The 26,102-nt window shown below is 70.1% G+C and carries 25 protein-coding genes and 2 pseudogenes; 10 read left to right on the top strand and 17 right to left on the bottom strand.

Annotated features, from left to right (window positions below):
- Positions 1 to 109: 109 nt before the first annotated feature.
- The 6 genes from ABZ937_RS38955 to ABZ937_RS38930 form a co-directional block, all read right to left on the bottom strand.
- Complete coding sequence (locus ABZ937_RS38955) at positions 110 to 373, bottom strand: phosphopantetheine-binding protein (protein ID WP_361699434.1); 264 nt, start codon at positions 371 to 373, stop codon at positions 110 to 112.
- Between the two features lie 20 nt (positions 374 to 393).
- Positions 394 to 1,926: a class I adenylate-forming enzyme family protein gene (locus ABZ937_RS38950; RefSeq protein ID WP_361699432.1), complete on the bottom strand. Its 1,533-nt coding sequence runs from the start codon at positions 1,924 to 1,926 to the stop codon at positions 394 to 396.
- Positions 1,926 to 2,864 carry a 4'-phosphopantetheinyl transferase superfamily protein gene (locus ABZ937_RS38945; RefSeq protein WP_361699430.1) on the bottom strand — a complete coding sequence of 313 codons (939 nt, stop codon included), beginning with the start codon at positions 2,862 to 2,864 and terminating at the stop codon, positions 1,926 to 1,928. The genes ABZ937_RS38950 and ABZ937_RS38945 overlap by 1 nt, the downstream gene beginning before the upstream one ends.
- Positions 2,861 to 4,183: a type III PLP-dependent enzyme gene (locus ABZ937_RS38940; RefSeq protein ID WP_361699428.1), complete on the bottom strand. Its 1,323-nt coding sequence runs from the start codon at positions 4,181 to 4,183 to the stop codon at positions 2,861 to 2,863. The genes ABZ937_RS38945 and ABZ937_RS38940 overlap by 4 nt, the downstream gene beginning before the upstream one ends.
- A gap of 226 nt (positions 4,184 to 4,409) precedes the next feature.
- Positions 4,410 to 4,727: a hypothetical protein gene (locus ABZ937_RS38935; protein ID WP_361699426.1), complete on the bottom strand. Its 318-nt coding sequence runs from the start codon at positions 4,725 to 4,727 to the stop codon at positions 4,410 to 4,412.
- Positions 4,728 to 4,868: 141 nt separating this feature from the next.
- Positions 4,869 to 5,831 (bottom strand): LuxR C-terminal-related transcriptional regulator, encoded by a 963-nt coding sequence (locus ABZ937_RS38930; protein ID WP_361699424.1) that lies wholly within the window; start codon positions 5,829 to 5,831, stop codon positions 4,869 to 4,871.
- A 316-nt stretch (positions 5,832 to 6,147) separates the two neighbouring features.
- Between ABZ937_RS38930 and ABZ937_RS38925 the strand changes: the two genes are divergently transcribed.
- Complete coding sequence (locus ABZ937_RS38925) at positions 6,148 to 6,324, top strand: hypothetical protein (protein WP_361699422.1); 177 nt, start codon at positions 6,148 to 6,150, stop codon at positions 6,322 to 6,324.
- A 69-nt stretch (positions 6,325 to 6,393) separates the two neighbouring features.
- Here ABZ937_RS38925 and ABZ937_RS38920 read toward each other — a convergent pair whose 3' ends face one another.
- Entirely contained in the window at positions 6,394 to 6,855 is a 462-nt protein-coding gene (locus tag ABZ937_RS38920; protein ID WP_361699420.1) for a DUF4442 domain-containing protein, read from the bottom strand.
- Positions 6,856 to 6,917: 62 nt separating this feature from the next.
- Here ABZ937_RS38920 and ABZ937_RS38915 point away from each other — a divergent pair, with 62 nt between their 5' ends.
- Positions 6,918 to 7,976, top strand: coding sequence for a hypothetical protein (locus tag ABZ937_RS38915; RefSeq protein ID WP_361699418.1), 1,059 nt, complete (start codon positions 6,918 to 6,920; stop codon positions 7,974 to 7,976).
- A gap of 48 nt (positions 7,977 to 8,024) precedes the next feature.
- Here the strand turns inward: ABZ937_RS38915 and ABZ937_RS38910 are convergent, their stop codons facing one another.
- The 3 genes from ABZ937_RS38910 to tuf form a co-directional block, all read right to left on the bottom strand.
- Positions 8,025 to 8,204, bottom strand: a complete 180-nt coding sequence (locus tag ABZ937_RS38910) for a hypothetical protein (RefSeq protein ID WP_361699416.1) — start codon at positions 8,202 to 8,204, stop codon at positions 8,025 to 8,027.
- Positions 8,205 to 8,315: 111 nt separating this feature from the next.
- Positions 8,316 to 9,161, bottom strand: a complete 846-nt coding sequence (locus ABZ937_RS38905; protein WP_361699414.1) for a fused MFS/spermidine synthase — start codon at positions 9,159 to 9,161, stop codon at positions 8,316 to 8,318.
- A 24-nt stretch (positions 9,162 to 9,185) separates the two neighbouring features.
- On the bottom strand, positions 9,186 to 10,355 hold the full coding sequence (tuf, locus tag ABZ937_RS38900) for an elongation factor Tu (protein WP_361699412.1): 1,170 nt from the start codon (positions 10,353 to 10,355) through the stop codon (positions 9,186 to 9,188).
- 316 nt (positions 10,356 to 10,671) lie between these two features.
- On the opposite strand from tuf, the gene ABZ937_RS38895 reads away from it, so the two are divergent.
- Together ABZ937_RS38895 and ABZ937_RS38890 are read left to right on the top strand one after the other, a co-directional pair.
- Positions 10,672 to 11,439, top strand: coding sequence for a VTT domain-containing protein (locus tag ABZ937_RS38895; RefSeq protein WP_361699410.1), 768 nt, complete (start codon positions 10,672 to 10,674; stop codon positions 11,437 to 11,439).
- Positions 11,440 to 11,472: 33 nt separating this feature from the next.
- Positions 11,473 to 11,916: a protein kilB gene (locus ABZ937_RS38890; protein WP_361699408.1), complete on the top strand. Its 444-nt coding sequence runs from the start codon at positions 11,473 to 11,475 to the stop codon at positions 11,914 to 11,916.
- A gap of 37 nt (positions 11,917 to 11,953) precedes the next feature.
- Here ABZ937_RS38890 and ABZ937_RS38885 read toward each other — a convergent pair whose 3' ends face one another.
- Positions 11,954 to 13,123 (bottom strand): thiolase family protein, encoded by a 1,170-nt coding sequence (locus ABZ937_RS38885; RefSeq protein ID WP_361699406.1) that lies wholly within the window; start codon positions 13,121 to 13,123, stop codon positions 11,954 to 11,956.
- A gap of 116 nt (positions 13,124 to 13,239) precedes the next feature.
- Between ABZ937_RS38885 and ABZ937_RS38880 the strand changes: the two genes are divergently transcribed.
- From ABZ937_RS38880 to ABZ937_RS38870, 3 genes are all read left to right on the top strand, one after another.
- A complete protein-coding gene (locus tag ABZ937_RS38880; protein WP_361699404.1) occupies positions 13,240 to 13,710 on the top strand; it encodes a helix-turn-helix domain-containing protein in 471 nt (156 codons plus the stop codon).
- A gap of 786 nt (positions 13,711 to 14,496) precedes the next feature.
- Positions 14,497 to 15,372, top strand: coding sequence for an undecaprenyl-diphosphate phosphatase (locus ABZ937_RS38875; protein WP_361699402.1), 876 nt, complete (start codon positions 14,497 to 14,499; stop codon positions 15,370 to 15,372).
- A 194-nt stretch (positions 15,373 to 15,566) separates the two neighbouring features.
- Positions 15,567 to 15,746, top strand: a complete 180-nt coding sequence (locus tag ABZ937_RS38870; protein WP_361699400.1) for a hypothetical protein — start codon at positions 15,567 to 15,569, stop codon at positions 15,744 to 15,746.
- Between the two features lie 41 nt (positions 15,747 to 15,787).
- On the opposite strand, the pseudogene ABZ937_RS38865 reads toward ABZ937_RS38870, so the two are convergent.
- Positions 15,788 to 16,246: pseudogene (locus ABZ937_RS38865) on the bottom strand (DUF4291 domain-containing protein); the annotation flags it as partial.
- A gap of 814 nt (positions 16,247 to 17,060) precedes the next feature.
- Positions 17,061 to 18,584 carry a restriction endonuclease gene (locus ABZ937_RS38860; RefSeq protein WP_361699398.1) on the bottom strand — a complete coding sequence of 508 codons (1,524 nt, stop codon included), beginning with the start codon at positions 18,582 to 18,584 and terminating at the stop codon, positions 17,061 to 17,063.
- Positions 18,585 to 18,915: 331 nt separating this feature from the next.
- Here ABZ937_RS38860 and ABZ937_RS38855 point away from each other — a divergent pair, with 331 nt between their 5' ends.
- Positions 18,916 to 20,976, top strand: a complete 2,061-nt coding sequence (locus ABZ937_RS38855) for a restriction endonuclease (protein WP_361699396.1) — start codon at positions 18,916 to 18,918, stop codon at positions 20,974 to 20,976.
- 111 nt (positions 20,977 to 21,087) lie between these two features.
- On the opposite strand, the gene ABZ937_RS38850 is transcribed toward ABZ937_RS38855, so the two are convergent.
- From ABZ937_RS38850 to ABZ937_RS38840, 3 genes and pseudogenes are all read right to left on the bottom strand, one after another.
- Entirely contained in the window at positions 21,088 to 21,654 is a 567-nt protein-coding gene (locus tag ABZ937_RS38850; RefSeq protein ID WP_361699394.1) for a hypothetical protein, read from the bottom strand.
- A gap of 157 nt (positions 21,655 to 21,811) precedes the next feature.
- A complete protein-coding gene (locus ABZ937_RS38845) occupies positions 21,812 to 22,597 on the bottom strand; it encodes a recombinase family protein (protein ID WP_361699393.1) in 786 nt (261 codons plus the stop codon).
- Positions 22,598 to 22,884: 287 nt separating this feature from the next.
- A pseudogene (locus ABZ937_RS38840) lies at positions 22,885 to 23,052 on the bottom strand (DUF4291 family protein); the annotation flags it as partial.
- Positions 23,053 to 23,144: 92 nt separating this feature from the next.
- On the opposite strand from ABZ937_RS38840, the gene ABZ937_RS38835 reads away from it, so the two are divergent.
- Together ABZ937_RS38835 and lnt are read left to right on the top strand one after the other, a co-directional pair.
- Positions 23,145 to 23,627 carry a nuclear transport factor 2 family protein gene (locus tag ABZ937_RS38835; RefSeq protein WP_361699391.1) on the top strand — a complete coding sequence of 161 codons (483 nt, stop codon included), beginning with the start codon at positions 23,145 to 23,147 and terminating at the stop codon, positions 23,625 to 23,627.
- A 71-nt stretch (positions 23,628 to 23,698) separates the two neighbouring features.
- A complete protein-coding gene (lnt, locus tag ABZ937_RS38830) occupies positions 23,699 to 25,264 on the top strand; it encodes an apolipoprotein N-acyltransferase (RefSeq protein WP_361699390.1) in 1,566 nt (521 codons plus the stop codon).
- Here lnt and ABZ937_RS38825 read toward each other — a convergent pair.
- Positions 25,182 to 26,093, bottom strand: a complete 912-nt coding sequence (locus ABZ937_RS38825) for a Gfo/Idh/MocA family oxidoreductase (RefSeq protein WP_361699389.1) — start codon at positions 26,091 to 26,093, stop codon at positions 25,182 to 25,184. The two genes, lnt and ABZ937_RS38825, sit on opposite strands and share 83 nt — an antisense overlap.
- Positions 26,094 to 26,102 lie beyond the last annotated feature (9 nt).

Genomic DNA, 26,102 nt, shown 5'->3' with positions numbered 1-26,102 from the left:
TACATCCGGCTGCCCCGCGCGCGGTCGAAGACGGTGGGCCAGCCGCGGCAGTAGCTGCGCACCTCGGACTCAAGGGTCTCGAAGACGCTGAGGTCCGGCTGGGTGATGGTCACGCCGGCACCTGGTTGCGCAGCGTCGACGCGACGAAGGCGGTGAACGTGTCCACCGACTCGAAGTCGTCCGCGTCCAGCTCCTCCGGGTCGACGATCAGGCCCAGGGAGTTCTCCAGGGCCATCAGCATCTCCAGCATGGTGGTGGAGTCCAGGTGCAGGTCGTCGAAGAGCCTGACCTCGCCGCTCAGCCCCGTGACCGGGCGCTCCAGCACATCGGTCAGGGCGGCTTCGAGCGCCCGCACAATCGCCTCACGGTCCATCAGTGATCCTCCTTGGCTCGTCACTTCGCGGAGAGGGTGGGGTTGTCGGCCGCCTCGGCCCAGGCGGCCAGCTTCTTCCGGTCGACCTTGCCGTTGCCGTTCGTGGGCAGGGCATCGGTCCGCAGGCAGCGCCGGGGAATCTTGAACGGCTCGATGTGCTGCCGCATCTGCTCGCGCACCGCGTCGGCGCTGACGCCGTCACCGACCACGACGAGGACCGCGCCGCGCCGGCCGGCCGGCGGGAGGACGGCCGCGGAGGTCACGCCCTCCACCCGGTGCGCCGCCGCCTCGACCTCGGTCGCGCTGATCCGGAAACCGCGCTCCTTGTACAGGTCGTCGCGGCGACCGGAGAAGTACAGGAAGCCCTCGTCGTCCACCCAGCCGTAGTCGCCGGTGCGCAGTTCCGGGAAGAGGCCGTCGACGCGGGGGAAACGCTCGGCGTTGAGTTCCGGGCGCCGCCAGTAGCCGGCCATGACGTGCGGGCCGCGGACGACGATCTGTCCGATCTCGCCGGGCGGCAGCCGCCGTCCGTCGTCGTCGATCACATGGATCCTGGTGCCGGGCAGCGGGTATCCGCAGGATCCGGGGTGCTCCAGATCGCCGTCCGGTGGCATGATCGCCGCGCGTTTGCACTCGGTGAGCCCGTACATGACCTGGACCCGCAACCGCGGCAGGGCCTGCCTGAGGGCGCTCAGGGTGCTCTCCGACAGGGCGGCGCCGGTGTTGGTGAGCAGGCGCAGGTGACGGAGGCTGTCGGGGCTGCGGCGGACCAGCCAGGCCAGCCGGTCCGCGATCGAGGGCACGCCGGGCAGCACGGTGGCCCGGGTCCGCTCAAGGTGGCGCAGCAGCGGCGGACCGGCTTCGGCGGCCGTGCCCAGGTGGATCCGGGCTCCGCTGAGCGCGGCGAGGTAGAGCTGGTAGAGGCCGTAGTCGAAGGAGAGCGGCAGCGGGCAGAAGATGATGTCGTCGGCGCGGTAGGCGAGGCAGTCGTGGATCGCCGATGCCGCGAACAGCACCTGCTGGTGGGTGCTCACCACCGCCTTGGGCAGCGCGGTCGTCCCCGAGGTGTAGATGAGGCAGACCGGGTCGACGGCCAGCGTCCCCGGGTCCTCGGGTGGTGCGGCCGGGGCGGGCTGCCGCTGGTCGAGGGCGTCCCGGACGAGGTCGGTGAGGTGCCGGAAGGCGACGCCGTGCGCGTCGGCGGTCCGGCCCGCGCCGGGGTCGTCGGAGACGAGGAGCACGGGTTCGCAGTCGCGCAGGACGTGCTCCAGCGGACCGCCGCGCACCTCCTCGTGCAGGACGCTGAAGACGGCGCCCAGCCGGGAGACGGCGAACACGAGCACGGCCGTGCCCAGTCCGTCGGCGGCGCTCACCACGACGCGGTCGCCGGCGCGCACGCCCAGCTCGTGCAGTCGTCCGGCCAGCCGGACACTGGCGCGGGCGAACTCCTCGTAGGTGAGGGAGGCACCGGTGGTGCTCAGCGCGCCGGCCCGCGGGGCGCGTTCGGCGGCACGGTCGAGCAGGTCGTGCAGCAGCACGGGCGATGAGGTCATCACGACTCCTTCGCGGTGGTCGCCGGGAGGGGCCCGGGTGCGGTGGCGGTGCGCGGCGCGGCAGCGCCGGGGCTGCCGACGGTGCCCGGTGCCCTCGCCGCGGCCTTCCGCATCGGGATCACCGTCGTGGCGGTCGCCGTGCACACCAGCCGTGGGGGGCTGAGGATCTGTACGGCGCTCGGCCCGTCGGCCGGGCGGGACTCGATGACCTTGTGCGCCTCCAGTTCGACCACTCGGCGCAGCCGGGTGGCGCGCACCAGCCGGGCTCGGGCCTCGATGTAGTCACCGGGCCGTACCGGGGCGAGGAAGCGGACGGAGGAGTACTCGGACAGCAGTCCCTCGTCCTGGTCCGTCCGTGCGGTGATCTCGGTGACGAGGTCGCCGAAGAGCCGCAGGACGTGCGCGCCGTCCACCAGGCCGCCGCCGTAATGGGCGTCCTCCTGGCCGATGCGTACGCGGAGGAAGGCGGTTGTCGTGGCCTCGTCCTGGGTGTCCGCCAGGGACATGGGGGCATCGTCCTCTCTGAGCGTTCTGGCAGGGGGCGGGCCCGCCGGCGTGACGACTCCGAGGGCCACGGCGGCGACCACGTTGTGTTTGTGGGTGATGGACAGTTCGATGGCGGCCGGGCCCAGGGTGGCCGCGCGGCCGCGCAGGACGACGACGGGCGCTCCGTCGTCGGCCCGGTCCACGCAGATGTCCCGTGGGGCGACACCGCGCAGAAGTCCGGTGCCCAGCACCTTCACCACGGCTTCCTTGGCGGCGAAGCGTCCGGCCAGGAACTCCAGCCGGCGCTCTTCTCCCATGCGGTCGGCCAGCCGCACCTCTTCGGGGGCGTAGCTGAGGCGCATGAACCACGGCCGGGTGAGGAGACGGCGCAGTTCCGTGCGGTCCAGGACGTCCACGCCGATGCGGAGGGTGCCGTCCGCCGCGTCCGTCAAGGCGCGTCCTCGCCATCGAGGTCGACCAGGCGCTGCTTGGCCAGCATGTCCTCGGTCGAGTCCCGCTCCCTGATCAGCTGGGCCCGGCCGCGGTGGACCAGCACCTCGGCGGGGAAGCCGTGGCTGAGGAAGAGGCCCGGGGAGGCCGTCGGGCCGTAGGCTCCCGAGCGGGCCACGCCCAGCAGGTCCCCGGGGACGACCTCCGGGAGCGGCACCTTCTTGGCGACCACGTCGTTCGGCGTGCACAGCGGCCCGGTCAGCGTGTAGGAACGCTCGGGGGCGTCCGCGGGGCGGCCGAGATGGGTCACGGGGAAGTTCCGCTTGACGAAGCTGCCGATGCCGACCGCCGCCATGTGGTGGTTGGTGCCGCCGTCCGCGACGACGAACCACTCGCCTCTGGACTGCTTCACGTAGCGGGCGCGTACGACATAGGTTCCGGCGTCGGCGGTGAGGAACCGGCCGAGTTCCATGATCAGCCGGCAGTGCGGGTGACGTGCGGCGAAGGGGGCGACCGCCTCGCGCATGCCCGCGCCGAGCGCGTCGAGATCGAGGTCCTCCTCGTTCTCGAAGTACGCGACTCCCAGACCGCCGCCGAAGTCCACGGTCTCCAGCGGGACGCCCAGCCGGCCTGCGAGATCCTCGGCCATGGCCAGGATCCCGGCGGTGTTGTGCACGACGTCCGCGTGGTGCAGGAACCGTGTGCCCATGTAGGCGTGCACGCCCTTGACGCGCAGGTGCCGCAGGTCCGCCAGGGTGTCCTTGGCCCGGCGCACTTCTTCCTCGTCGATGCCGAACTGCCGTGGCTTGCCGCCCATGGCGAGCCCCGACCCCTTGCTGCCGAACGACGGGTTCACCCGCAGCAGTACGGGGAACGGCGAGATCGGCCCGCGCTCCCCCTCCGAACCGTCCGCGGCTCCTCCGGCCGCCACCAGCTCGTCCAGCTGCCGCAGTTCCTCCAGCGATTCGCAGACCACGGCATGGATTCCGGCGTCCACACAGGCCGCCAGTTCCCGGGCGTCCTTGCCGGGTCCGAGAAAGATGATGTCCTCGGGAGCGACCCCGGCCCGCAGCGCGGTCACCAGCTCGGTGTGCGAGGAGACCTCCGCTCCGGCGCCCTGCGCGCCGAGGAACGCGCACACGCTGACGTTGGGGTTGGCCTTGAGGGAGTAGAAGACGTCCACCGTCTCGGGCAGCAGCTTCCGCAGCCGGCCGTAGGTGTCCTCCAGCACGTCGGCGTCGTAGACGAACAAGGGGGTGCCGAACTCCTCGGCGAGGGCGGTCACCGTGTTGCCCTGGATACGGGCTTCCGCGACGTTCATAGGGCGGTCACTGCCAGCCGGGTTCGCCGGCCGACGCCAGGACGACGGCCATGGCGAATACGCCGGCGGAAAGGATGGAAAGGACGGAAAGGAGGCGACTACGCATGGTCCGATTCCTCTCGGTCGTGGATTTCGTTTTCCCGACGAGAAAGATTCTTGGCCGTTACCACCAGCGGGGAAAGTGGTGTTCGGTGGACAGAACCGTCCCTGACCTCTTCAGGCCGCTTCAGGTGAGTCCGCCTTCCCGCCGCAGGACTTCGGGCCGCAGCAGAGGCACCTCGGCCCGCAGCAACCGCCAGGCCGCGAGCCGGGGCCGGCAGGCCACGGCGCGCGACCACAGCCGCTCCGCCGCGGCCTCGGCGCTCATGAGGTCGGCATGACACAGGAACACGCCGATGACCGGCCGCGGCCTGGCCGACGCGTGGACGACGACGTGCTCCAGTCCGTCCTCGCAGGCGGCACAGGCCCGGATCAGGCCCCCGATGTCGGGGGGCAGCAGCTCACCGCACGGAGGCGGATCGAGCGTGAGATGAACGAGAAGCATTCGTCGACTATGTCGCGTTCGATATAGTCTCACGATCCGTTACCGCTGGACGGTTCAGGCCAAGGGCGGAACAGTCCAGGGAAATCGGCGGATTCGGCGGACCTGTTCACCGGAATTCCGTGCGAAAGAGGGGGCCGCCGATCAGTTGCCGAAGAGCCCTCTCTGCGCGGCGTGGACGCCGGCCTGGAAACGGCTGCGCGCACCGAGGCGGGCCATGAGGGTGGTGGAGATGCGCCGTGCCGTACGGGGTGACACCCCGAGCCGCTTGGCGATCGTCTCGTCGGTCGCCCCCTGGGCCAGGAGCCGCAGCACCTCGTGTTGCTGGCGGGTGAGCGCCTCCTCGGCGGGAGGCCGGACGGCGGTGAACGGCTCGGCCGCCTGCCAGGTCGTCTCGAACAGGGAGCAGAGCGTGGCCAGCACGCCGGGCGTGCGGATCACGACCGCCCCTTCCGCGGTGTCGTCACTGTCCGTGGCGACGATGGCGACGCGGCGGTCCGCGATGATCATCCGGTTGGGCAGGGACGGCACGGCCCGCACCTGGACGCCGACGGAGGTGAGCCACTCGGCGTGCGCGACCGTGGCCGGGTCGTTGCGGATGCTGTCCAGGTAGATGGTCCGTATGGCGACGCCCCGCCCCAGCAACTCCTGGGTCAGCGGCCGCGAGTTGCGCATGTTGTCGGGAGTCTGCGGCCCTCCCGGCGCGAACGTCATGAGCTGGGACTCGACGGTCCTGTTCATCACCGCCAAGTGGTCACGGATGTTGTCCAGCCCTCTGAGATGCTCCACATCCTCCCCGGGCGGGTCCGTGTCCTCGCCCGCGAACTCCGAGATCAGCCTGACCGCGGCGGCCCGGGTCTCCTCCAGTTGCTGCTGCTGGGCGGCGACTTCGGCCTGCTTGCGGGCCAGCAGGATCTGCATGGCCAGGTGCGGTCTGACCGCGTGCAGGCGCTGCCCGTCCCCGCTCGCGGGCCGGATGAGCGCCATCTCGCTGAGCTGGTCGAGCGCGGCGTGTACGGCGCTCTCGGTGAGGCCGGTCCGGCCGCGGAGTTCGGTGACACCGTCGTCGGGATGCTCCAGCATCGCCCGGTAGACGACGTCGGTCACGGGATCAAGCCCAAGAGCATCAAGCATGTACCAGCGCCCCTTGAGACACCACGCAAGCCCCTCGTCTCGTTCCACTTCTTGCACAGGTGCTTCTTTCGGGCCCCTAACCAGAAGTGACACGCTCAAACCGCCCCGCCCCGCGGGTAGTTCGGGCAGGCGAACGGGCGCCGAGGCGCCGGCGGCCGGGTCACGCTGACTTCCGGTCAAACCGTGGCCGACGCACCGATGCGCCCTTCCCCTGCCGGGCACGTTGCGTGATGCTCTGCTCACCGGGGGAGATCAGTGACGTCACGACCAACCCACGGAGGAAGAGACGATGCCGCTCGGAACGATCGCCGTCTACAACAAGGCGGACGGCATGGGCATCATCGCCGACGAGGACGGTGCACGGCGCCCCTTCTCCGGCATGGAGGCGCAGACCACCCGCGAGGGTCAGCGGGTCGTCTTCGAGGTGGTCGGCGCGAAGGCCACCAACGTCATCGCCGTTCGATGAACCGCCCCGCACCACAGCGCCCCGCCCCCGGTGTCATCGGGAGCGGGGCGCGGCGGCCGGTCTCGGGACTCACTTCCCCTGGTCGGTCGGCCGGAGCGTCCACAGCACGGTCATCTCGCCGGTCACGGCGCCGTCCGCGCGCCGGATCTCGATCGACACCGGGAATTCGGGGCGCTGCCCCGCGTCCAGTTCGGCGACGACCTCGGCGGCCGGGCGGCCGAGGGTCGCGGTCGCGGTGACGGCTCCCATCGCCAGCTTCTTGTAGGCGATCTCGGCGCGCACGGCGAGCGGCACGGCGCGCGAGAGCTGGTCCCCGAAGGCGGCCAGCACGATGGCGCCGCTGGCCGACTCCCCGAGCGTGAACATGGCGCCGGCGTGCGGGCCGCCCACGTGGTTGTGGTACGCGCTCTGGTCCGGCAGGGACACCACGGCCTTGTCGGGCGTGGCCTCCTGGAACTCCAGGTTCAGGGTCCGGGCCATGGGCACGGTGGCGGCGAGCATCTCGCCGATCGACATCTGGTCTGCGCTCATGGAAGCGATGTTACTCATGGGTAGCAGAGTCTGGCCAGAGAAGCACACTAGGGTTACGGGCCATGTGGCCAGATCAGCAGCCGCCAGGGGGCGCGCAGAACCCGCAGCAGCATCCGCAGCAGAACCCGTACCAGCAGCCGGGTTACCAGCAGCCGAACCCGTACCAGCAGCCCGGATACCAGCAGCATCCGCAGGGCGCCCCGTACGGACAGCAGGCGCAGCCCGGCCCGTACGGACAGCAGCCGCAGTGGGGGCAGCCCCCCGCCGCGCCCGAGCCGCCGCGGGGCGGGGGCGGTGGCGGCCGTACGAAGCTGATCGCGATCATCGCGGCCACGGCCGTCGTGGTCACCGCCGCGGTGACCGGCTATCTGGTGCTGGGCGGATCGAGCGACGACAAGGACGACAAGGCGGACAACGGCAAGGGCGGACAGCACACGAGCCCGTCGCCGACCGCCACCTCGTCCGCCTCCCCCACCTCGTCCGGGGGCGACAACCCGCGCTCCGGCGAGACGGAGAAGCCGACGGTCGCCGGCTGGAAGGTCGTGGTCAATCCCAAGTACGGCACGGCCTTCGACGTACCGGCCGACTGGGAGGTGCAGCGCCCCGGCGTCTTCTCCTTCTTCGAGGACCAGCAGAAGGGGGACGGCTCGGCGTACATCGGCTTCTCCGGCACCAGCTTCCTGAAGCCGGACTACTGCACCTCCGAGAAGAACGGCACGGAGGAGTCGCACGCGCTCGGGGGCAGCGGCACGAAGGGCGAGAACGGCGCCAAGGACACGGCCAGTACCGCCCGCGGCGACTCGGCCGCCTTCGCGTTCGGCGGCTACACCGACCAGTCGGACGCCGCCAAGAAGTACCTGCGGATCGGCAAGGCCAAGTCCTTCACGACCGCGTCGGGCGTCAAGGGCAGCGTCGCGACGTCGTACGTCACCGGCGTACCGAAGAAGAACAAGTGTGACACCGACGGCAAGGCCACCACGTTCGCCTTCAAGAACTCCACGGGCAGCTTCGTCTCGTGGACGTTCTACGGCGCCAAGGGCGTCAAGGACGAAGTGCCGGACGCGACCGTCGACAAGATCCTCAGCACGGTGCGGCTGCACGGCGACCCGACCGTGCAGTGACCGGCTCCCGGTCCCGGCCGCCGGAGCGCGGGCCGGGGCCGGGGCCGGCTACAGGCTCACCGGGGCGCCCACCAGGCCTCGGACGTCTTCCAGGACGCCGGGATCGGCGTCGAGAGCGCGGGCCTGTTCCCCATGGCCGATGTTCCGGGCGTGGGCAGCGGTCGGCGTGACCGCCAGCAGTAGACCGACAGCCACACCTGTCGCCATCGTTCGCAGCACCTTGATCATGCTCCTCTCCCCGACTCGCAGGTTGCACCTGGATCAAGGTTCGGTGCCGAGCAATGGCGGGGCGAGTCCGGCGGGCTGAATGGCTGACGGCCGCTCGGCGAACCGCCCGCGTCAGCCGATGCCGAAAGCCCCGTCGGGGGGCTCGGGTGACGGTACGGCGTCGGCCTCCTCGACCGGCCGGGCCGAGCCGATGAACTCCCGTACCGCCGCGCCGTGTTCGACTCGCGCCGGAAACGCGTCCGACGCGGTGCGCCGGGCCAGCGCGGCGATGTCCGGCGGCCGGTGCGCGGCCACGACCACCGCGTTGCCGAACCGCCGCCCGCGCAGCACCGCCGGCTCCGCGATCAGCGTCACCTCCGCGAACACCGCCGCGAGCGTGGCCAGTTGGGACCGCAGGAAGCCGAACGGCGCCGCGTCGGCGAGGTTCGCCAGGTAGACCCCGCCGGGCCGCAGCACCCGCTCGGCCGTGCGGACGTAGTCGAGCGTGGTGAGGTGCGCGGGCACCCGGGACCCGCCGAACACGTCGGCGATCAGCACATCGGCATGGTCGTCCGGCGCGTCCTCCAGCCAGGCCCGGGCATCGGCCGCGTGCAGCGCGATGCCCGAGCCCGCCGGCAGCGGCAGCTGCTCGGTGACGAGTTCCAGCAGCCCCCGGTCGGCCTCGACGACGTCCTGCCGGGAGCCGGGCCGGGTGGCCGCCACGTACCGGGGCAGCGTCAGCGCTCCCCCGCCGAGGTGCACCACGTCCAGCGCCCGCCCGGCCTCGGCCACGGTGTCCAGCACGTACCCCAGCCGCCGCGCGTACTCGAACTCCAGGTACGCGGGGTCGTCCAGGTCGACGTACGACTGCGGCGCCCCGTCGACCGTGAGCAGCCAGGCCCGCTCCCGGTCGACATCGGGCATCAGCTTGGCCGTGCCGTGATCGGTGGTACGGGAAACGGGTATCTGCTCTGTCACCCGTTCATTGTGACGCGCCCCGCCTCACTCCACCGACGTCACCGTCCCCGCTCCCACGGTCCGCCCGCCCTCGCGGATGGCGAAGCCGAGCCCCGGCTCCAGCGGCACGTCCCGCCCCAGTTCGACGGTCATCTCCACCGTCTCACCGGGCCGCACGACCGCCGCCTCCCCGAGGTCGACGTCCCCGACCACATCCGCGGTGCGGATGTAGAACTGCGGCCGGTACCCCGTCGACACCGGTGTCGTACGACCGCCCTCGCGCCCGGACAGCACGTACACCCGCGCGGTGAAGCGACGACGGGGCACGACACTGCCCGGCGCGGCCACCACGTGCCCGCGCCGTACGGCGTCCCGTGGCACGCCCCGCAACAGCAGCGCCACGTTGTCCCCGGCCTGCGCCTCCGTCATCGGCCTGCCGAAGGTCTCCAGCCCGGTGACCACGGTCTCGGTCTCCGCGCCGAGCACCGACACCCGGTCCCCGACGCGGATCGTGCCCCGCTCCACGGCGCCCGTGACGACCGTGCCCCGCCCAGTGATGGTGAGCACGTTCTCGACGGGCAGCAGGAACGGCGCGTCCAGATACCGCTCCGGCATCGGCACGTAGGTGTCCACCGCGTCGAGCAGCGCCTCGACGGACGCCGTCCAGCGCGGGTCGCCCTCCAGCGCCTTCAGCCCGGAGACGCGTACGACGGGTACGGCGTCGCCCGGATACCCCTGGGCGGTGAGCAGGTCGCGGACCTCCAGCTCGACCAGGTCGGTCAGCTCCTCGTCCCCGGCGTCGGCCTTGTTCAGCGCGACCACGATGTGGTCGACGCCCACCTGCCGGGCGAGCAGCACGTGTTCGGCGGTCTGCGGCATGATCCCGTCGAGCGCGGAGACGACGAGGATCGCCCCGTCGAGCTGCGCGGCCCCGGTGACCATGTTCTTGACGTAGTCGGCGTGGCCCGGCATGTCGACGTGGGCGTAGTGCCGGGTGTCGGTCTCGTACTCGACGTGCGCGATGTTGATGGTGATGCCGCGGGCCGCCTCCTCCGGGGCGCGGTCGATGCGGTCGAACGGCACGAACGTGCCGGTGCCGCGCTCGGCGAGGACCTTGGTGATGGCGGCGGTCAGGGTGGTCTTGCCGTGGTCGACATGACCCATGGTGCCGATGTTCAGGTGCGGCTTGGTGCGCACGTAGGCGGTTTTGGACATGGCTGTACCTCGAAGCCTCTCCGGCCGTGCTGGAATGCGGGACCCCCGGGACCGGCCGACCCTCCCCCTGCGGGGTCCGCCGGACGATCCGGGGAGGGTCAGCTTCGGGCGCCGTCGACAGCGGCCACGAGGAGCGGTACGGCAGCCTTCGGGGCATCCGCGACCGCGGATGCTGCGAGGAGGAAGGCGTACCGGAACATGCGGTAGATCATCGCCGACGGTTTGCCCGGCGTCGAATGGTTTTTCGCGGTAAGCGAGTTCAGGACGAGTTCAGGACATACGGCGATCACACAAGGGTGTCGGTTACTGTCTTCGGATGCTCGATGCCAACCGCTCTGGCACCGCCACGGCCTCTCCCCGGGCCGCCGCCACACAGCTCGCCGTCCCCGTGTCCCCGCTGCGCGGCCGAGGGTTCACGTCCGCCTGCACCCGGGTGCTGCTCTCCCCGTACGCCCGGCTCTCCCTGCTGCTCGCGCTGCTGGCCGGCGCGGCCGGCTGCGTGCTGCTGTTCGAGCCGCAGCGGCTGCTGACGCACGGCGGGCCGGAGCAGCTCGGCGGGGCCGCGGCGGCCGTCGTGTTCGCGGCGGTGTACGGGCTGTGCACCGTGGCGTTCGTCCCGCGCCCCCTGCTGAACCTGGCCGCGGGCGCGCTGTTCGGCTCGCAGCTGGGGCTGGCGACGGCGCTCGCGGGCACGGTGCTCGGGGCCGGGGTGGCGTTCGGGCTGGGCCGGGTGCTCGGGCAGGAGGCGCTGCGCCCGCTGCTGCGGGGCCGCTGGCTGAAGGCGGCCGACGGGCAGCTCAGCCGGCACGGGTTCCGCTCCATGCTGGCCGTCCGGCTCTTCCCGGGGGTGCCGTTCTCGGCGGCGAACTACTGCGCGGCCGTCTCCCGCATGGGCTGGCTGCCCTTCCTGCTGGCCACCGGCCTCGGCTCGATCCCGAACACGGCCGCCTACGCGGTCGCCGGCGCCCGCGCCTCGGCACCGACGTCCCCCGCCTTCCTGATCGCGATGGCCTGCATCGCCGTACCGGCGCTGGCGGGCACCGTGGTGGCCTGGCGCAGGCGTCACCAGCTGCGCGGCCGGTGAGCGGGCGCGCCTACCGCCGAGGAGGGCTTTCCGATGTGGTCCAGCATCATCGCCGTGGCCGGCACCCTGCTCGGCGGCGCGCTCACCGGGCTGCTCCAGATCCGGCGCGAGCGGGCCGCCCGCGGCGAGCGGAGGGCGGAGGCGCTGCGCGTGGCGCTCGGCGAACTGGTGGCGGCCCTGGGTGACCATCGGCGGGCCCTGTGGCACCGCGAGGACCTCGTCCTGAACGGCGCGGGCCAGGACGCCGTGGAGGCGGCCCGGGCGGTGTCCCACGCCACCCGCTCCGCCGTGACCGCCCCCTTGGTCTCGGTCTCCGTCCTCGAACCGTCCCTGGCCGAACCGGCCCGCAGGGCCGCCCTGGCCGCGTTCGGCATCCGCGACGCCGGCGATCACACCGAGCTGGCCGCCCGCCGCGAAGCCGCCATCGCGGCGACCGACGAACTGGTCGCCGCCGCCGGACGGCTCATGGCCTGGTGACCGGTCCGCGGACCAGCGGTCCCGGGACTCCCGGGACTCAGACTCCTTCCAGGATCATCGCGTTGGCGAGACCGCCCGCCTCGCACATGGTCTGCAGGGCGTAGCGAGCACCGCGTTCGCGCATCGCGTGCACCAGGGTCGTGGTCAGCCGGGTGCCGCTCGCGCCGAGCGGGTGGCCGAGTGCGATGGCGCCGCCGTGCACGTTGACCTTGGCGAGGTCGGCGCCGGTCTCCTGCTGCCAGGCGAGCACCACGCTGGAGAAGGCCTCGTTGATCTCGAACAGGTCGATGTCGTCGAGGGTCAGCCCGGCCCGGCGCAGCACCTTCTCGGTGGCCGGTATGACCCCGGTGAGCATGAGCAGCGGGTCGGAGCCGGTCACGGCGAAGCTGTGCAGCCGGGCCAGCGGGCGCAGGCCGAGCCGGGCCGCGGTCTCGCTGGAGGTGATCAGCACGGCGGAGGCGCCGTCGTTGACCGGGCTCGCGTTGCCCGCGGTGACGTTCCACTCGATCTGCGGGAAGCGCTCGGCGAAGCCGGGGTCGTAGTAGGCGGGCTTGAGGCCGGCGAGGATCTCCGGGGTGCTGCCGGGCCGTACGCACTCGTCGCGGGTGACGCCGTCCAGCGGCGCGACCTCCGCGTCGAACAAGCCGGCCTCCCACGCGGCGGCGGCCTTGTGGTGCGAGGAGACCGCGAACTCGTCCATCCGCGCGCGCGTGAGGGACCACTTGGCGGCGATGAGTTCGGCGCTGATCCCCTGCGGGACCAGGCCCTCCGGGTAGCGCTCGGCGACACCGGGCCCGAACGGGTCCTTGCCGGCGGGCACGTTGGACCACATCGGCACCCGGCTCATCGACTCGACACCGCAGGCGACGACGAGGTCGTACGCGCCCGAGATGACGCCCTGCGCGGCGAAGTGCACGGCCTGCTGGGAGGAGCCGCACTGGCGGTCCACGGTGGTCGCCGGCACCGACTCGGGGAAGCCGGCGGAGAGGACGGCGTACCGGGTGGTGTTCATGGCCTGCTCGCCGACCTGGTCGACGGTGCCGCCGATCACGTCGTCGATCAGCGTGGGGTCGACGCCGGAGCGCTCGACCAGGGTGCGCAGGGTGTGCGCGAGGAGTTGCACGGGGTGGACGTGGGCGAGGGAGCCGTTCGGCTTGCCCTTGCCGACGGGAGTGCGTACGGCTTCGACGATGACTGCGTCTCGCATGGTGCGGGCCTCCTTGGCCGCCCTGGCTTCCCATGGGGAGCTACCGGTGAGTAGGAAATCCAAACTCACCATAGCCGGGTGGGTTGGAAAATCAAACCCTCCTCTAGACTGACCGCATGGCTGCCACCAAGCACCCGCGCCCCTGCTCCATCGCCGACGCCCTCGCGCTGGTCGGCGAGAAGTACTCGCTGCTCGTCCTGCGGGAGGTGTTTCTGGGCAACGGCCGCTTCGACCAGCTCGTGCGCAACGTCGGCGCCCCGCGCGACATCCTGGCCGCCCGCCTGCGCCGGCTCGTGGAGGCCGGCATCCTCACCAAGCGGGTCTACAGCGAGCGCCCGCAGCGCTTCGAGTACCGGCCCACGCAGGCGGGTCTGGAACTGGAGCCGGTCCTGATGACCCTCAAGGACTGGGGCGACCGCCACCTCCGCAAGGGCACCGACCTCCCCATGGCGGTCGAGCACGCCTGCGGCAACGAACTGGTACCGGTGGTCACCTGCCAGGCCTGCGGCGACCCCGTACGCCACGAGGACCTCACGGCCCACCCCCAGGCCCCGGGCTGGACGCTCACGGGACCTACGGCTGCGTGAACAGGCGGGAAGCGGGACCGACTGCTGCGTGAGCGGGCCGGGCCGATGGCGGACCGATGGCCCGCACGAACGAGCCGATGACGGGACCGACAGCCGCGCGAGCCGACCGACGACGAGCGGGACGGCCGCCCAGGCAGGCCCATGACGAGACCGCCAGCCTCGCCGGCGGACCGGAAGCGAAACAGACAGCCACCTGAGCGGGCCGGAGGCGGGAGTGACCTCGCGAAGGGGCCGGGCCAAGGACGGGACCGACAGCCGCGCAGCCCCGGGCCGATGAGGGGAGCGGGCCGGAGGCGGGGGTGACGGCCGCGTGGACGGGTCGGTGGGGGCCGATGACGGGACCGACAGCCCCGCGAGCCGACCGACGACGAGCGGGACGGCCGCCCAGGCGGGTCGATGACGCGACCGACAGCCGCGCGACCGGACCGAAACCGGAACAGACGGCCGCCTGAGGGGACCGGTGACGGGGCGAGCCGGAGGCGAGTGCGGACCGGAAGCGAGTGCGGACCGGAAGCCGCACAAGCCGGAGTCAGGCGCGAGCCGGAGTCAGGCGCGAGCCGAAGCGGCACAAGCCGGACGCGGCCGCGAGCCGAAGCGGTACGAGCCGGAAGCAGGCGCGAGGCGGGGGCGAGCCGGAAGCAAGCGCATGCCGGGAGCCGCACAAGGTCGCGGGAGCTGGTGTGCCGGCGTCCGGCCCCTGTTGCCGGGCTGTCAGCGGGGCCCGCTACTCTTCCCTCGTCACATGATCACCTCTTCACCGCCTCAGCGCTTGGACGCCACACCTTCATGTCTTGGTTTGAATCCCTCGTCCTCGGACTCGTCCAGGGGCTGACCGAGTTCCTGCCCGTCTCCTCCAGTGCCCACCTGCGGCTGACCGCCGCGTTCTCGGGCTGGAAGGACCCCGGGGCGGCCTTCACCGCGATCACGCAGATCGGCACGGAGACCGCCGTCCTGATCTACTTCCGCAAGGACATCGGCAGGATCATCACGTCCTGGTTCCGCTCGCTGTTCGACAAGGCGATGCGGCACAACCACGACGCGCAGATGGGCTGGCTGGTGATCGTCGGCTCCATCCCGATCGGCGTGCTGGGCGTGACGCTGAAGGACCAGATCGAGGGACCGTTCCGCGATCTGCGGATCACCGCCACCATGCTCATCGTCATCGGCGTGATCATCGGCATCGCCGACCGGATGGCGGCCCGCGACGAGACCGGCGGCCGGCACCGCGCACCCAAGCAGCGCAAGACGCTGGAGAACCTCGGCATCAAGGACGGCCTGATCTTCGGCCTCTGCCAGGCGTGCGCCCTCGTCCCCGGCGTCTCCCGCTCCGGCGCGACCATCAGCGGCGGCCTGTTCATGGGCTACAGGCGTGAGGCCGCGGCCCGCTACTCCTTCCTGCTCGCCATCCCGGCCGTCCTCGCCTCCGGCGCCTTCGAGGTGAAGGACTCACTGGGCGAGGGCCACGTGGACTGGCCACCCACCCTCTTCGCCACGGTGATCGCCTTCGCCTCCGGCTACGCGGTCATCGCATGGTTCATGAAGTGGATCTCCAACAAGAGCTTCATGCCGTTCGTCTGGTACCGCATAGCCCTCGGCATCCTGATCATCGCCCTGGTCGGCGCGGGCGTACTGAGCCCGCACGCGGCGGAGTCGGCGGGCTGACGGCCCGTCCCACCGCCCCTGTTTCGGACATCTTCCGCACTCCGGCGGACCGCCCGCGACCTGGGCAACACCCCATGGGCGCACGGCACTTCGCGGCTACGAACGCATGACGGCCCGGCGACGGTGACCAACCCCATACCTTCTGCGTAGCCACGCGGTAGCGCACGGTCAGTTCTTCCCCCTACTCTGTCGGCATGTCCCCCGATTCCCTGCCCCCTGGTTCCGTGCGGTCTGCTGCCGAGGTGAACGAGCAGATCCGGGCGCTGTGGCTGCGCGCGGGCGGCACCCTGTCGGCCCAGGAGCGCACGGAGTACGAGCTGTTGGTGATCGAGTGGGCCGCGGCGATCCGCGAGCAGGTCATCGAGGCGGCCTGACGGGTTCACCGGCACCCCACCCAAGCGGGCACAGGCCCTGCCTAGGCCCGCAGATGCGCCAGCACCTCGTCGGCCACCGGATACGGCGTCTCCTCGGGCAACAGCCCGCTCGCCCGCTCCAGTTCACCCGCCCGCACCAGCGCGTGGATCTCCGTCGCCAGCGGAGTGACGTCCTCGATGCCGACGATCCACTCGTCCGCGTACCGGGCCGCCGCCTCCCCGGCGAGGCCGAGCTGCAAGGACCGGTACGGCAGCGGGTTGTGGTGCAGATCCCGCTCCGGGTCCCACTGGACACTGGCCGGGCTGCGCCGCAACTCCCGCTTCCAGGCGGCCTGGTCCGCGTGCAGGGCCGGCACGTAGTGGGACAGACAGGCGTGCCTCAGGGCCCATTCGAAGCCCGCACGGTCGATATCGACGGCGAGGACGGTCTCCTGGCCCTCCTTGGTGCCCCAGCCGCAGCGGTACATCATCCACAGGAAGGACGGCTTGATCCAGGTCAAACAGCGTTCACAACCCTTTCCGCGACAGATCGACCTGCTCGCCTCACCCTGGCGTGAACACACAAGCGCGTGGGGGCGGCTCATGTAGAACCGCCCCCACGCAGCGCTAGTTACTCTGCTTCTTCACGTAAGCCACGGCCGTCATGCAGAGCCCAAACGCCCCGGCGAAGACCGCAGCCCCAGTCCCTACCACCGACACCGGCGACATGCCAAGAGCGGCCCAGAGGAGGCCGGCCACCAGACCCGCGACCACGGATACGAGAAAGACGATCACGACTTCATAGACCCGGTGGTTACACACCGGAACCTGACCTGACAACGATGATCCTTCCGAGTTCTGTCAGAACATCGGTGTCCGGATCTTGCAGGGTTCAATACACATGCCAGCCGGACGACCAATGCCTACGCACTGAGGTCGTAGCCAAAGCGCATCGCCTGTGCGGCACACGCCTGGCAACCACGGGGTGGAACCCTCGTGGCCTAAGCACTGCATGTGCATCCCCCTGCTCTCGTCTCCAACCGTCGGCAGTCACCGAGCAGCTAGAGCACTTTACCGCCCCAACGCACACAACAGCCCCTACATGCAAGCGAGTTGATGTCCTGATTGCGACCGTAGAGGCAGGCGGCCCACTCCACCCCCCGCTCTCTCTGGAATCGAGAAGCCATGCGTAGCGGCTCGCCGCCCATCGCTTGCCCGTCCCGAGAACCCTCCCGAGCATCACGCAGGCGTCCATGCCGACCGTCAGAAATGGCTGGAATCACACATACGCCCGCCACAGGCCCCGTCGGCAGACGCGGGCCTGGCGTAAGTGGCTCAGCGGTCAGCGCTAATCACGGATCCCCAGCCGGGCGGAGTCTTGGGCAGGCTGATGAGCGCATCGATTCCCAGATGCTCCAGGAGGAGAGCTTTGAGCCCACGGCCGTCGATAAGTTCCATGCGACCGGTGCGGTAGGCGAAGTCCTTGCTGGCCTTACCGAACCACGCCGTGGTGACGATGATGCCCTTGGCTGCGGCTTTGTCATGCATGACACCGGCGAGAGCGCGCACGGTGTCGGCAGGCACGGCGTTGCGCGTGCGCTTGGCCTGGATGATGCAGAGTCCCCCGACGATGGGGTCCTCGTTCGTGGCGACAGCGTCAATACCGTCGTCGCGGGACGCTTGGGTCACCCAGGCCTTGAGGCCGATGGCCTCGAACAGGCGCCGAACGAGGTGCTCAAATTCGATCGGGTCGAGTTCCATGAGGTCGGGGCGGTGGTCGAGCCCGGCAACGACGTCGATGTCTGGCCCCCACTTGTACTTCGTGAGGTCGAAGGTGACGACAGGGCGGACGGGTTCAAGGTCGTAGGGGTGCTGTGAGACGACAGCATTGAGGTGCCGTAGACATGCGACCGGGTCGAGCTCAGGCTCGTCCAGAACAAGGTCACGCACCGTCTCTCTGGACGCGCGCACGCTGACGAGGCAAGGGCGGATCGCTTTGCCAGTGGCGCGGTTCTTTGCGTTCACATGGCCGTTGAAGGCCACCACGTCCACCAAGGCTGCCGGAGTCAGCGTGAGCACTTCATTGATCGCGCGTAGAGACAGGCGAGCGACCAGCAGCCGATACATCTGCTTGATCTCAGCTTCCTTGCGCGGCTGGACGGTCACAGCCGGCGGGGTCGACGCCTTGTACCGGTACGCAGCCGCGGTCGGTATGACCGACTGTCCCGGTAGGTCCACCTCCAAGAGCAACTCCCGTGTCTCCGGGACGAACGCGCATCGCCACTCGTCACGCAAGCCCTCAAGGTAGGCAGCGTCGGCCAGAGCAGCCTCCACAGCACTGGTGAGTGCCTCGGGATCGCCCTGAGCGAGTGCCGTTTCCACCTGCTCCCGCCGAGCGGGTGACGGAGCGTACGGGACAGACAGAACAGAGTTCAGCTCTCCGACCCTCTGCTGCACCTCCGCCGTTCGGCGCTCGGCCTGGGTCCGCATCTCCTGGGCAGCCTGTTGCTTGGCAAGACGCTCCTGTCCAGCCGCTTGCCGCTGTGCGGCCTTCTTCTTCGCCTCAGTCTGCCGGGCCCGTGCTGCTTCGCGTTTGGCCAAGTCACGCTCAACCTGCTCAACTGCCCGAGCTTGCGCCAGGCGCTCCCGCTCCGCGGCCTTCTGGGTTCGAGCCCACTCCTGAGCCTGCTCCCGCTCTTGGCGCGCACGGTCCCGTTCCTGGCGCTTCCGCTCCTGCTCAGCGGCCCGAACCGCCCGCTTCCGTAGCTGCTGCTGGCGCTTGGCTTCGGCTTCCTTGGCCTTCTGTGCATCGCGGTACGCCTGGACCAACTGAGCCGTCAGAGACTTCTTGCGCGCCATCGTCCCCCCAATCCCGGTGCTGGCAGGGACTAGGCCCAAGCGCCTGGCCTGCCAAGTCGTAGGCACGCAGGTTGGCTCGATATGCGCCCAACCTGCGCGGTCTGAGCACTCGGCGGCTGCATCCCAGCCACAGTCGGATCGCCGCACTCAGGCATGAGCGGCGCGGCGGAGGGCACGTCCGCGGTTACTCCTCAGTCAGGTTGACCGGCGCAGACAGATGAGTGGGTTCTCTTGCCGAGTGGATATGCGAGACGGTCATCGCTGGCTAGAGTCGTTCCGTTACAACTGGTTGTGGGGACAACCAGAGCGCCTTGGGGAGGGCCTGCAGCACATGAGTCGTCGTTCTAGTGGGTTGGTCGGCGTCTGGGCTGAGATGCAGCGGCAGCAGCAGCGACAGATGGAGGCCGAAGCCAGACGACGGAGACAGGATGAACAGCAAGCACGGGCCTACCAACGGCGAGCTGCCCAGAGTCACCGCGAATACAGGCAGGCAGAGGCACTACGTCGCACTGAGGAGCTGGACGCACAGGTTGCGTCGCTGCAAGGTCTTCTCGCCTCGGGCTGTCAGGCTCCGGCTTTCAGGGCCACCTCGCTCATGCGCTCTGAAGCAGTCCAGCCGTTCGCCCCAGGACCACTGGCGCAGCCCGTGCCCATGCCAAACTTTGATCATTATCAGACGCAGAGCGGGTGGACTGCCGGTCGCCGAGCGCAGGCCCAGGCCGAAGTTCGGGCGCGCTTCGAGCGGGACTGGCACGCGGCCCAGGCGGCGGAGACACAGCGGCAGCAACAGTTGGCGTCGTACCAGCGGGAGTACCAGCAGTGGGCCGACGCCCAGGTCGCCGATGTGCGCCGACACAACGCCGGCGTCGTCGAACTGACCGAAGGAGTGAGGCGCCGCGATCCCGATGCTGTGGTCGAGTACTTCTCCGCTGCCCTCTACGCGTCGACTGCGTGGCCGGAGGGATTCCCACGCCAGGTGGCAGCGGCCTATGACTCGAGAGCCGGACAGTTGGTGCTGGACTGGGAGCTGCCCGCCTACGGCGTCGCCCCTGAGGTCAAGTCTGTTCGGTACATGCCCAGCCTGGATCAGGACAAGGAGACTCCCCGGCCAGTAGGTCAGCGCCGGACTCTTTACCGGGAGGTCCTCGCGCAGTGCATGCTGCTCGTCCTTCACGAACTCTTCGCCGCGGATGAGCTGGGCGCACTCAAGTCGGTGACCTTGAACGGGTTTGTGGATGGGCATGACCCTACGACGGGCCGACCGGGCCACATCTACCTGGCGACCGTCATGGCACCGCGCTCGACGTTCCGCGACCTGCACTTGGCACAGGTGGACTCCTGCAGTTGCCTGGCTGATGCTCTGCGGGGGCAACTCTCGGCTCGTCCCGACCAACTCACTCCGGTGCGGCCGAGTCGCCGACCGCAGGAGGTCGGGAACCGTGTCGTCACGCATGGCAGCGCCGAGGACCCTGACCTGTACGAGATGGATCCGATCGCCTTCGAGAATCTCGTTGCCGGTCTCTTCCGGGCCATGGGAATGCAGGCAGTCACCACCCGACGCTCGAACGACGGAGGGGTGGACGTCGACGCGCTGGACCCGACACCGATCCGAGGCGGAAAGATCGTCGTGCAGGTGAAGCGCTACCGCCACACGGTGCCACCCACCGCTGTACGTGACTTGTACGGGACCATGCAGGACGCTGGCGCCAACAAGGGTGTGCTCGTGACGACGTCAGGGTTCGGCCCTGGCTCACACACCTTCGCCAACGGCAAACCGCTGGAACTGATCTCAGGAACGGAGCTCGTCGACCTGCTGCATCGCCATGGGCTCCCCGGGCGCCTGGGCAGTGGTGCCCACCCTGAAGGAGCGCAGTCGGCGTCGTCCGTTCCGGAGCCTCGACTTCCCGACGACTACAACGTCCTGGGCATGTCGTGGACCGGAAGTGTTGCCTTGGATGTGTGTGCTCTCGTCTGCCGTGGCAACCGGGTCCTCAGTGATGATCACTTCGTCTTCTTCAACAACCCGCAGACGCCGGACGGTACCGTGCGCGCTCGTCCCGCCGATGCACCCGACAAGGCCGCGATCTCCGTCTCCTTCGACTCGTTGCCGACTGAGGCTGACCGATTCGTTCTCGTGGCCGCCATCGACCCAGAGGTCAACCCGGACGCCGACCTCTCCGGCTTCACAAACGCATGTATCCGGCTTCTCGATCCTGGGATGACCGAACTCGGAAGACTTGAGGTCTCCGACGGCAGATCCCGCGAGACCGCCCTGGTACTCGGCTCCTTCCGCCGCAGGCCCAACGGGGACTGGGACTTCGTCCTCGGCGGTAAGGGCTACACGGGCGGCCTGGAGGAACTCGTCAAGGACTACGGCATCGAGGTGGAGTAGGCCATCCGCGCTTGAGTCCGGAGACTGCGGTGATCCGGAAGAGGTTCGTGAACGCGGCTTGATGATCATGTCAAGCCGTGCTCACAAACCCATTGTGGGGCCAGGCCGGGATCAGACCGGCCTGCGTGTCCACAGAGACAGATCGCTGCTCGTCGCAACGGCAATCGTCTGACCTGAGGGAGAAAAGCCGGCAGCTCGGAACTCGGAGTAGCTGGCGTGGAAGATGTGCCACCACCCCTCTCCATGCGGACCCGCGTGAGGCAATCCTCCGTCCCGGGACAGCAGTACCCGGGCATTGGGCCAGGCCGGAGTGACGACCTCCAGGGTCCAACTGTCCGCGGTAACGGTATGAAATCCTCCACCGAAGAGCCCGGCTATGCGCACCCTGCTGCCGGCGATCGGACCAAGCCCAGGGCATGACAGGTCAGTGGATGCGTCCGGAGTGTGCTCGTCCGGGTCGGGGTCACGGTCCCGGGCAATCTTTTCCCCCGTAACGGCGTCGAAGAGGCCGTGACCGTCATGCGAGACAACCATCACAAGGTCGTGGCCGCTGTCCGGGTGGGTCGCGAAGCCGATTCCGAGCAGTCCACCGACGGGGACGCCGTACTCGTACTCGAAGACGGGCCGCCAGGGTTCGGGCGCCGGCACCACAGGGGCAGCGAGGAGCCGGTCCCGCATGGCTTGTTGGTACGGGGGGAGCCCTGGAGCACGCCTCCGTTGTTCCACTGGGGCCGCCTCATTGGTCGACTTCTTCACCCCTCCATGATCCACGCTTCGAGCCTCTTGCCCCAAGTACCTCCTCGCCGGCCGACAGCGAACCTCTTCTCGGCGAAGACTAGGCCTGGCTTGGCCGTACACCTGTTGGTGCCTCGAAAATCGACCCGACCGGCGAGAAGCTGCTGCCTCTGACGGTCAAGAACGCTGGTCGCGGGTCTGGGGTCGCACCAGCTTTTGCACCGATCGTAGGTGCAATCTCAGGTTTGATCACTGCCATTGCCAGCTTGATCACGGCGCTGGTGGCACGGCAGGCCACGAGGTCCAACGCAAGGTCCGAGACCCGCCCCCCAGCTCGGGCCCCGGAGGCGCAGCCAGTGACGATGACGTTAGAGCTAGAACTTCCCAGCCATATGGGCGTTTCCGCTGATCTGCCAGCCAGGCAGTGAACGCGCCTTCGAGTGATCTCCTCGCCCCGAAAGACACGGATGCCGGCGACGTGGCGGCTGTCGAGGTAGCGAGTGAAGATCTCGCGCACGATGGCCGCCTCTTCGGGGATGATCTCCATGCCGGTCTTGTCGTACCCGTGGCGGCGCCTGCCGGTGTGCGGCCTTCCCTCCTGAGCGCGGTCGACCATGGAATCGCGCGAGGTGTCGTCGCTGGAGCGGCACGCATGCGCCACCTCGATGCGAAGGAATAACCGGTCATCAGGATCCGCGAGATTGTGTCGGTTCGCCTGGCCGTACAACGTGATGTCGTGGTCGTCGGCGATCTGCATCACCTCTTCGAGATCGCGTGGCTGACGCATGAACCGGTCGGGGTGGTCCGTGAGGACGTGGCGGATGCGGCCTTGGTCAACCTCGGCGAGAAGGGCGTCCCATCCCGGGCGCTTGCGCTTGCCTGCCACGCCGACCGGTGGTTCTGCACGAAGATCTGGTCTCCGGCGACGGTCAGCACCAGGCGCTCGGCCACGTCACGGCAGATGCGCTCCTGGCGCTCCACGCCGGTCTGGTCGTCGTCGTTCACATGAGAGACACGGCAGTAGGTCGCCGCGGACTCCCCAGACCAGTCGGACTGGTGCCTCTTGGTCCGCTGCGTGCCGACTGTTTGTCCGGCCCGGAGGGCTCGCCGTAACTGGGCGTCCGTCGGCTGGTTCCCGTCGTCTTCAGCCATGGCAAAAGGCTATGAGCACCGCTTGATCCAGGTCATCCGGTCCCGCTTCCAGGCGGACGGGAAGCGTCCGGTGCGGGCCGCGGGGCCGCCGATCTGCGGGCGGTAGGCCTGGTACACGGTGACCGTGGCGTCCGTGTGCCGGGCGCGGACGCGGAACGTGGGTTCGGTTGCGATGGACTGATCGTTCACAGGGACAGGTTCGGCTGCCGGGACGGGCCCGCACCACCGAATATTCACCCGGACCTCTTGGCTCCGCGACCGTCGTGCCCAAGACTGTGCCGATGACGCAGCGTGCGGAGTTCGCGACGGTGAGGGACCGGCTGGCCGTGGACGACCTGGTCACCGCGTACGCGGTGGCGGTGGACGACGGCGACTGGGCGGCGTACCGGAGGCTGTTCACGGCGGACGGGCGGGCCGACTACCGTTCGGCGGGCGGCATCGAGGGCGACGCCGAGCGGGTCGTCGCCTGGCTCGCCGAGAGCCTGGCCCTGTTCGCCATGCGCCAGCATCTGATCGTCAACCGCCAGGTGCGGTTCGGGATCCTGGAGCACGACACCGGGGACACCGCCCGGGTGCGGGCCGACTACGTCAATCCGATGTGCTTCGCCGGCCCCGGCGGCTCCGCGGCGCCGGACCTCGTGTGCGGCGGCCGGTACGACTTCGGGCTGCTGCGCACCGGTGACGGCTGGCGGCTGCGCGAGGTCGTCGTCCAGGAGAAGTGGCGGCGGCTGTCCGAGCGCGGTCCGGCCACCGTGGGCGACTGAACCGGCCTCCTGTGCGGGAGATCGCCTCCGGCGCGCACACTGGAGGCAGGGCCTGGGTAGGGAGGGCCAGTATGAGGACGATCGAACGCTGGCTGACCTCCCCCTGGCGCCGCTCGGGCATCGCCGCCCTCGCGGGCGCCCTGCCCGTGCTCACGTTCCCGGCGCCGTCGCTGTGGTGGTTCGCGTACGTCGCCCTGGTGCCGTGGATCCTGCTGGCCCGCTCGGCACCGACCGCCCGGCGGGCCGGGTACGACGGCTGGTTCGGCGGCATCGGCTTCCTGGTGGCCGTCCACCACTGGCTGCTGCCGAGCCTGCACGTGTTCATCTTCCTGATCGCCGCGCTGCTGGGCCTGCTCTGGGCGCCCTGGGGCCGGCTGGTGCGCCGGTTCCTGGGCGGGGTGTCGTCGCCGCTCCGGAGTGCCGCCGCGCTGCTGGTGCTGCCGTCGGCCTGGCTGGCGGTGGAGCTGGTCCGGTCCTGGCAGGGCCTCGGCGGGCCCTGGGGCATGCTGGGGGCCAGCCAGTGGCAGGTGGAACCGGCGCTGCGGCTGGCCTCGGTGGGCGGGGTGTGGCTGCTCAGCTTCCTGGTGGTGGCCGTCAACGTGGCGGTGGCCGTGCTGCTCTCGGTCCGCGCGTCGCGGGTGCCCGCCCTGGCCTCGCTGGTCGCCACGGCCGCCGCGACCTCGGCCGCGTGGGTCTGGGCACCGCGCCCGGACGTAGACGCACACGTGCGGGTCGCCGTCGTACAGCCGGGTGTCGTGGCCGGCGGAGACAGCCGGTTCGACCGGGAGGAACAGCTGACCCGGCGGCTCGCCGGGCAGGGCGTCGACCTGGTGGTGTGGGGCGAGTCCAGCGTCGGCTTCGACCTGGACGACCGCCCCGACCTGGCCCGCCGGCTGGCCGCGCTGTCCCGCGAGACCGGCGCCGACGTCCTGGTGAACGTGGACGCCCGCCGCTTCGACCGGCCCGGGATCTACAAGAGTTCGGTGCCGGTCGGCCCCGACGGCCTGACCGGTGAGCGGTACGACAAGATGCGGCTGGTCCCCTTCGGCGAGTACATACCGGCCCGTTCGCTGCTCGGCTGGGCCACCTCGGTGGGCCGGGCCGCCGGGGAGGACCGGCACCGCGGCACCGAGCAGACCGTGATGAACGTCGGGCACGGGCTGCGGGTCGGCCCGCTGATCTGCTTCGAGACCGCGTTCCCCGACATGAGCCGGAACCTCGCCGAGGACGGCGCGGACCTCCTCCTCGGCCAGTCGTCCACCTCGTCCTTCCAGCACAGCTGGGCGCCGGAGCAGCACGCGTCACTGGCCGCGCTGCGCGCCGCCGAGACCGGCCGCCCGATGGTGCACGCCACGCTCACGGGCGTCTCGGCGGTGTACGGGCCGGACGGCCGGCGCCTCGGTCCGTGGCTCGGCACCGGCGCGAGCACCGCGCGCGTCTACGACGTACCGCTCGCGCACGGCGTCACGCCGTACGTCCGCTACGGCGACTGGCCGGTGCACGGCGCGCTGCTGGTGCTGGCCGCGCTGGGCGTCACCGAGGGGACGCGGGCGCTCAGGCTGCGCCGGAGCGCTCCTGAACCGCTCGGACCACCCGCTCGCACAGTTCATGGGTCGCCAGCGCGTCCCTGGCGCTGAGCACCTTCCCGGCCCGTACGGCGTCGAGGAAGGCGAGGACCGCCTGCTCGATGCCGCGCTGCCGGGCCACCGGCACCCAGTCGCCGCGCCGGCGCACGGTCGGCTGCCCCTTGTGGTCGATCACCTCCGCGAGGTTGACGACCTGGCGCTTGGTGTCCTGCCCGGACACCTCCAGGATCTCCTCGGTGGAGCCGCTGAGCCGGTTCATGACGCCGAGCGCGGTGAAGCCGTCGCCGCCGAGCTGGAGCACCACGTGGTGCAGCAGCCCGTCCTCGACGCGGGCGCGGACCGTCACGTCGTCGACCGGGCCCGGCACCAGGAACCGCAGGGTGTCGACGACATGGATGAAGTCGTCCAGGATCATCGACCGCGGTTCCTCGGGCAGCCCGATCCGGTTCTTCTGCAGGATGATCAGCTCGCGCGGGTGGTCCAGGCACTGCGCGTACCCGGGGGCGTACCGGCGGTTGAAGCCCACGGACAGCGAGACGCCGCGCCGTTCGGCGAGGTCGACCAGCCGCTCGGAGTCGGCGAGTTCGTAGGCGAGCGGCTTGTCCACGTATGTCGGGACGCCGGCTTCCAGCAGCCGGGTGACGATCTCGGGGTGGACGACGGTGGGCGCGTGCACGAAGGCCGCGTCGAGGCCCACGGCGAGCAGCGAGTCCAGAGTGGTGTGCCGCTGCTCCCGGGGCAGGCGCAGACTGTCCCCGACCCGGTCCAGGGTGGCGGGCGTGCGGGTCTGCAGATGCAGGTCGAGCCCCGGCTGGGCGCCCAGCACCGGCAGGTACGCCTTCTGTGCGATGTCCCCGAGTCCGATGCAGCCGACCTTCACGTGCTCTCC

Source organism: Streptomyces sp. NPDC046727, from assembly GCF_040645635.1.
GTDB lineage: Bacteria > Actinomycetota > Actinomycetes > Streptomycetales > Streptomycetaceae > Streptomyces.
Note: the sequence above shows the minus strand (reverse complement) of the source record. Positions and strands in the feature narration are given on the sequence as shown.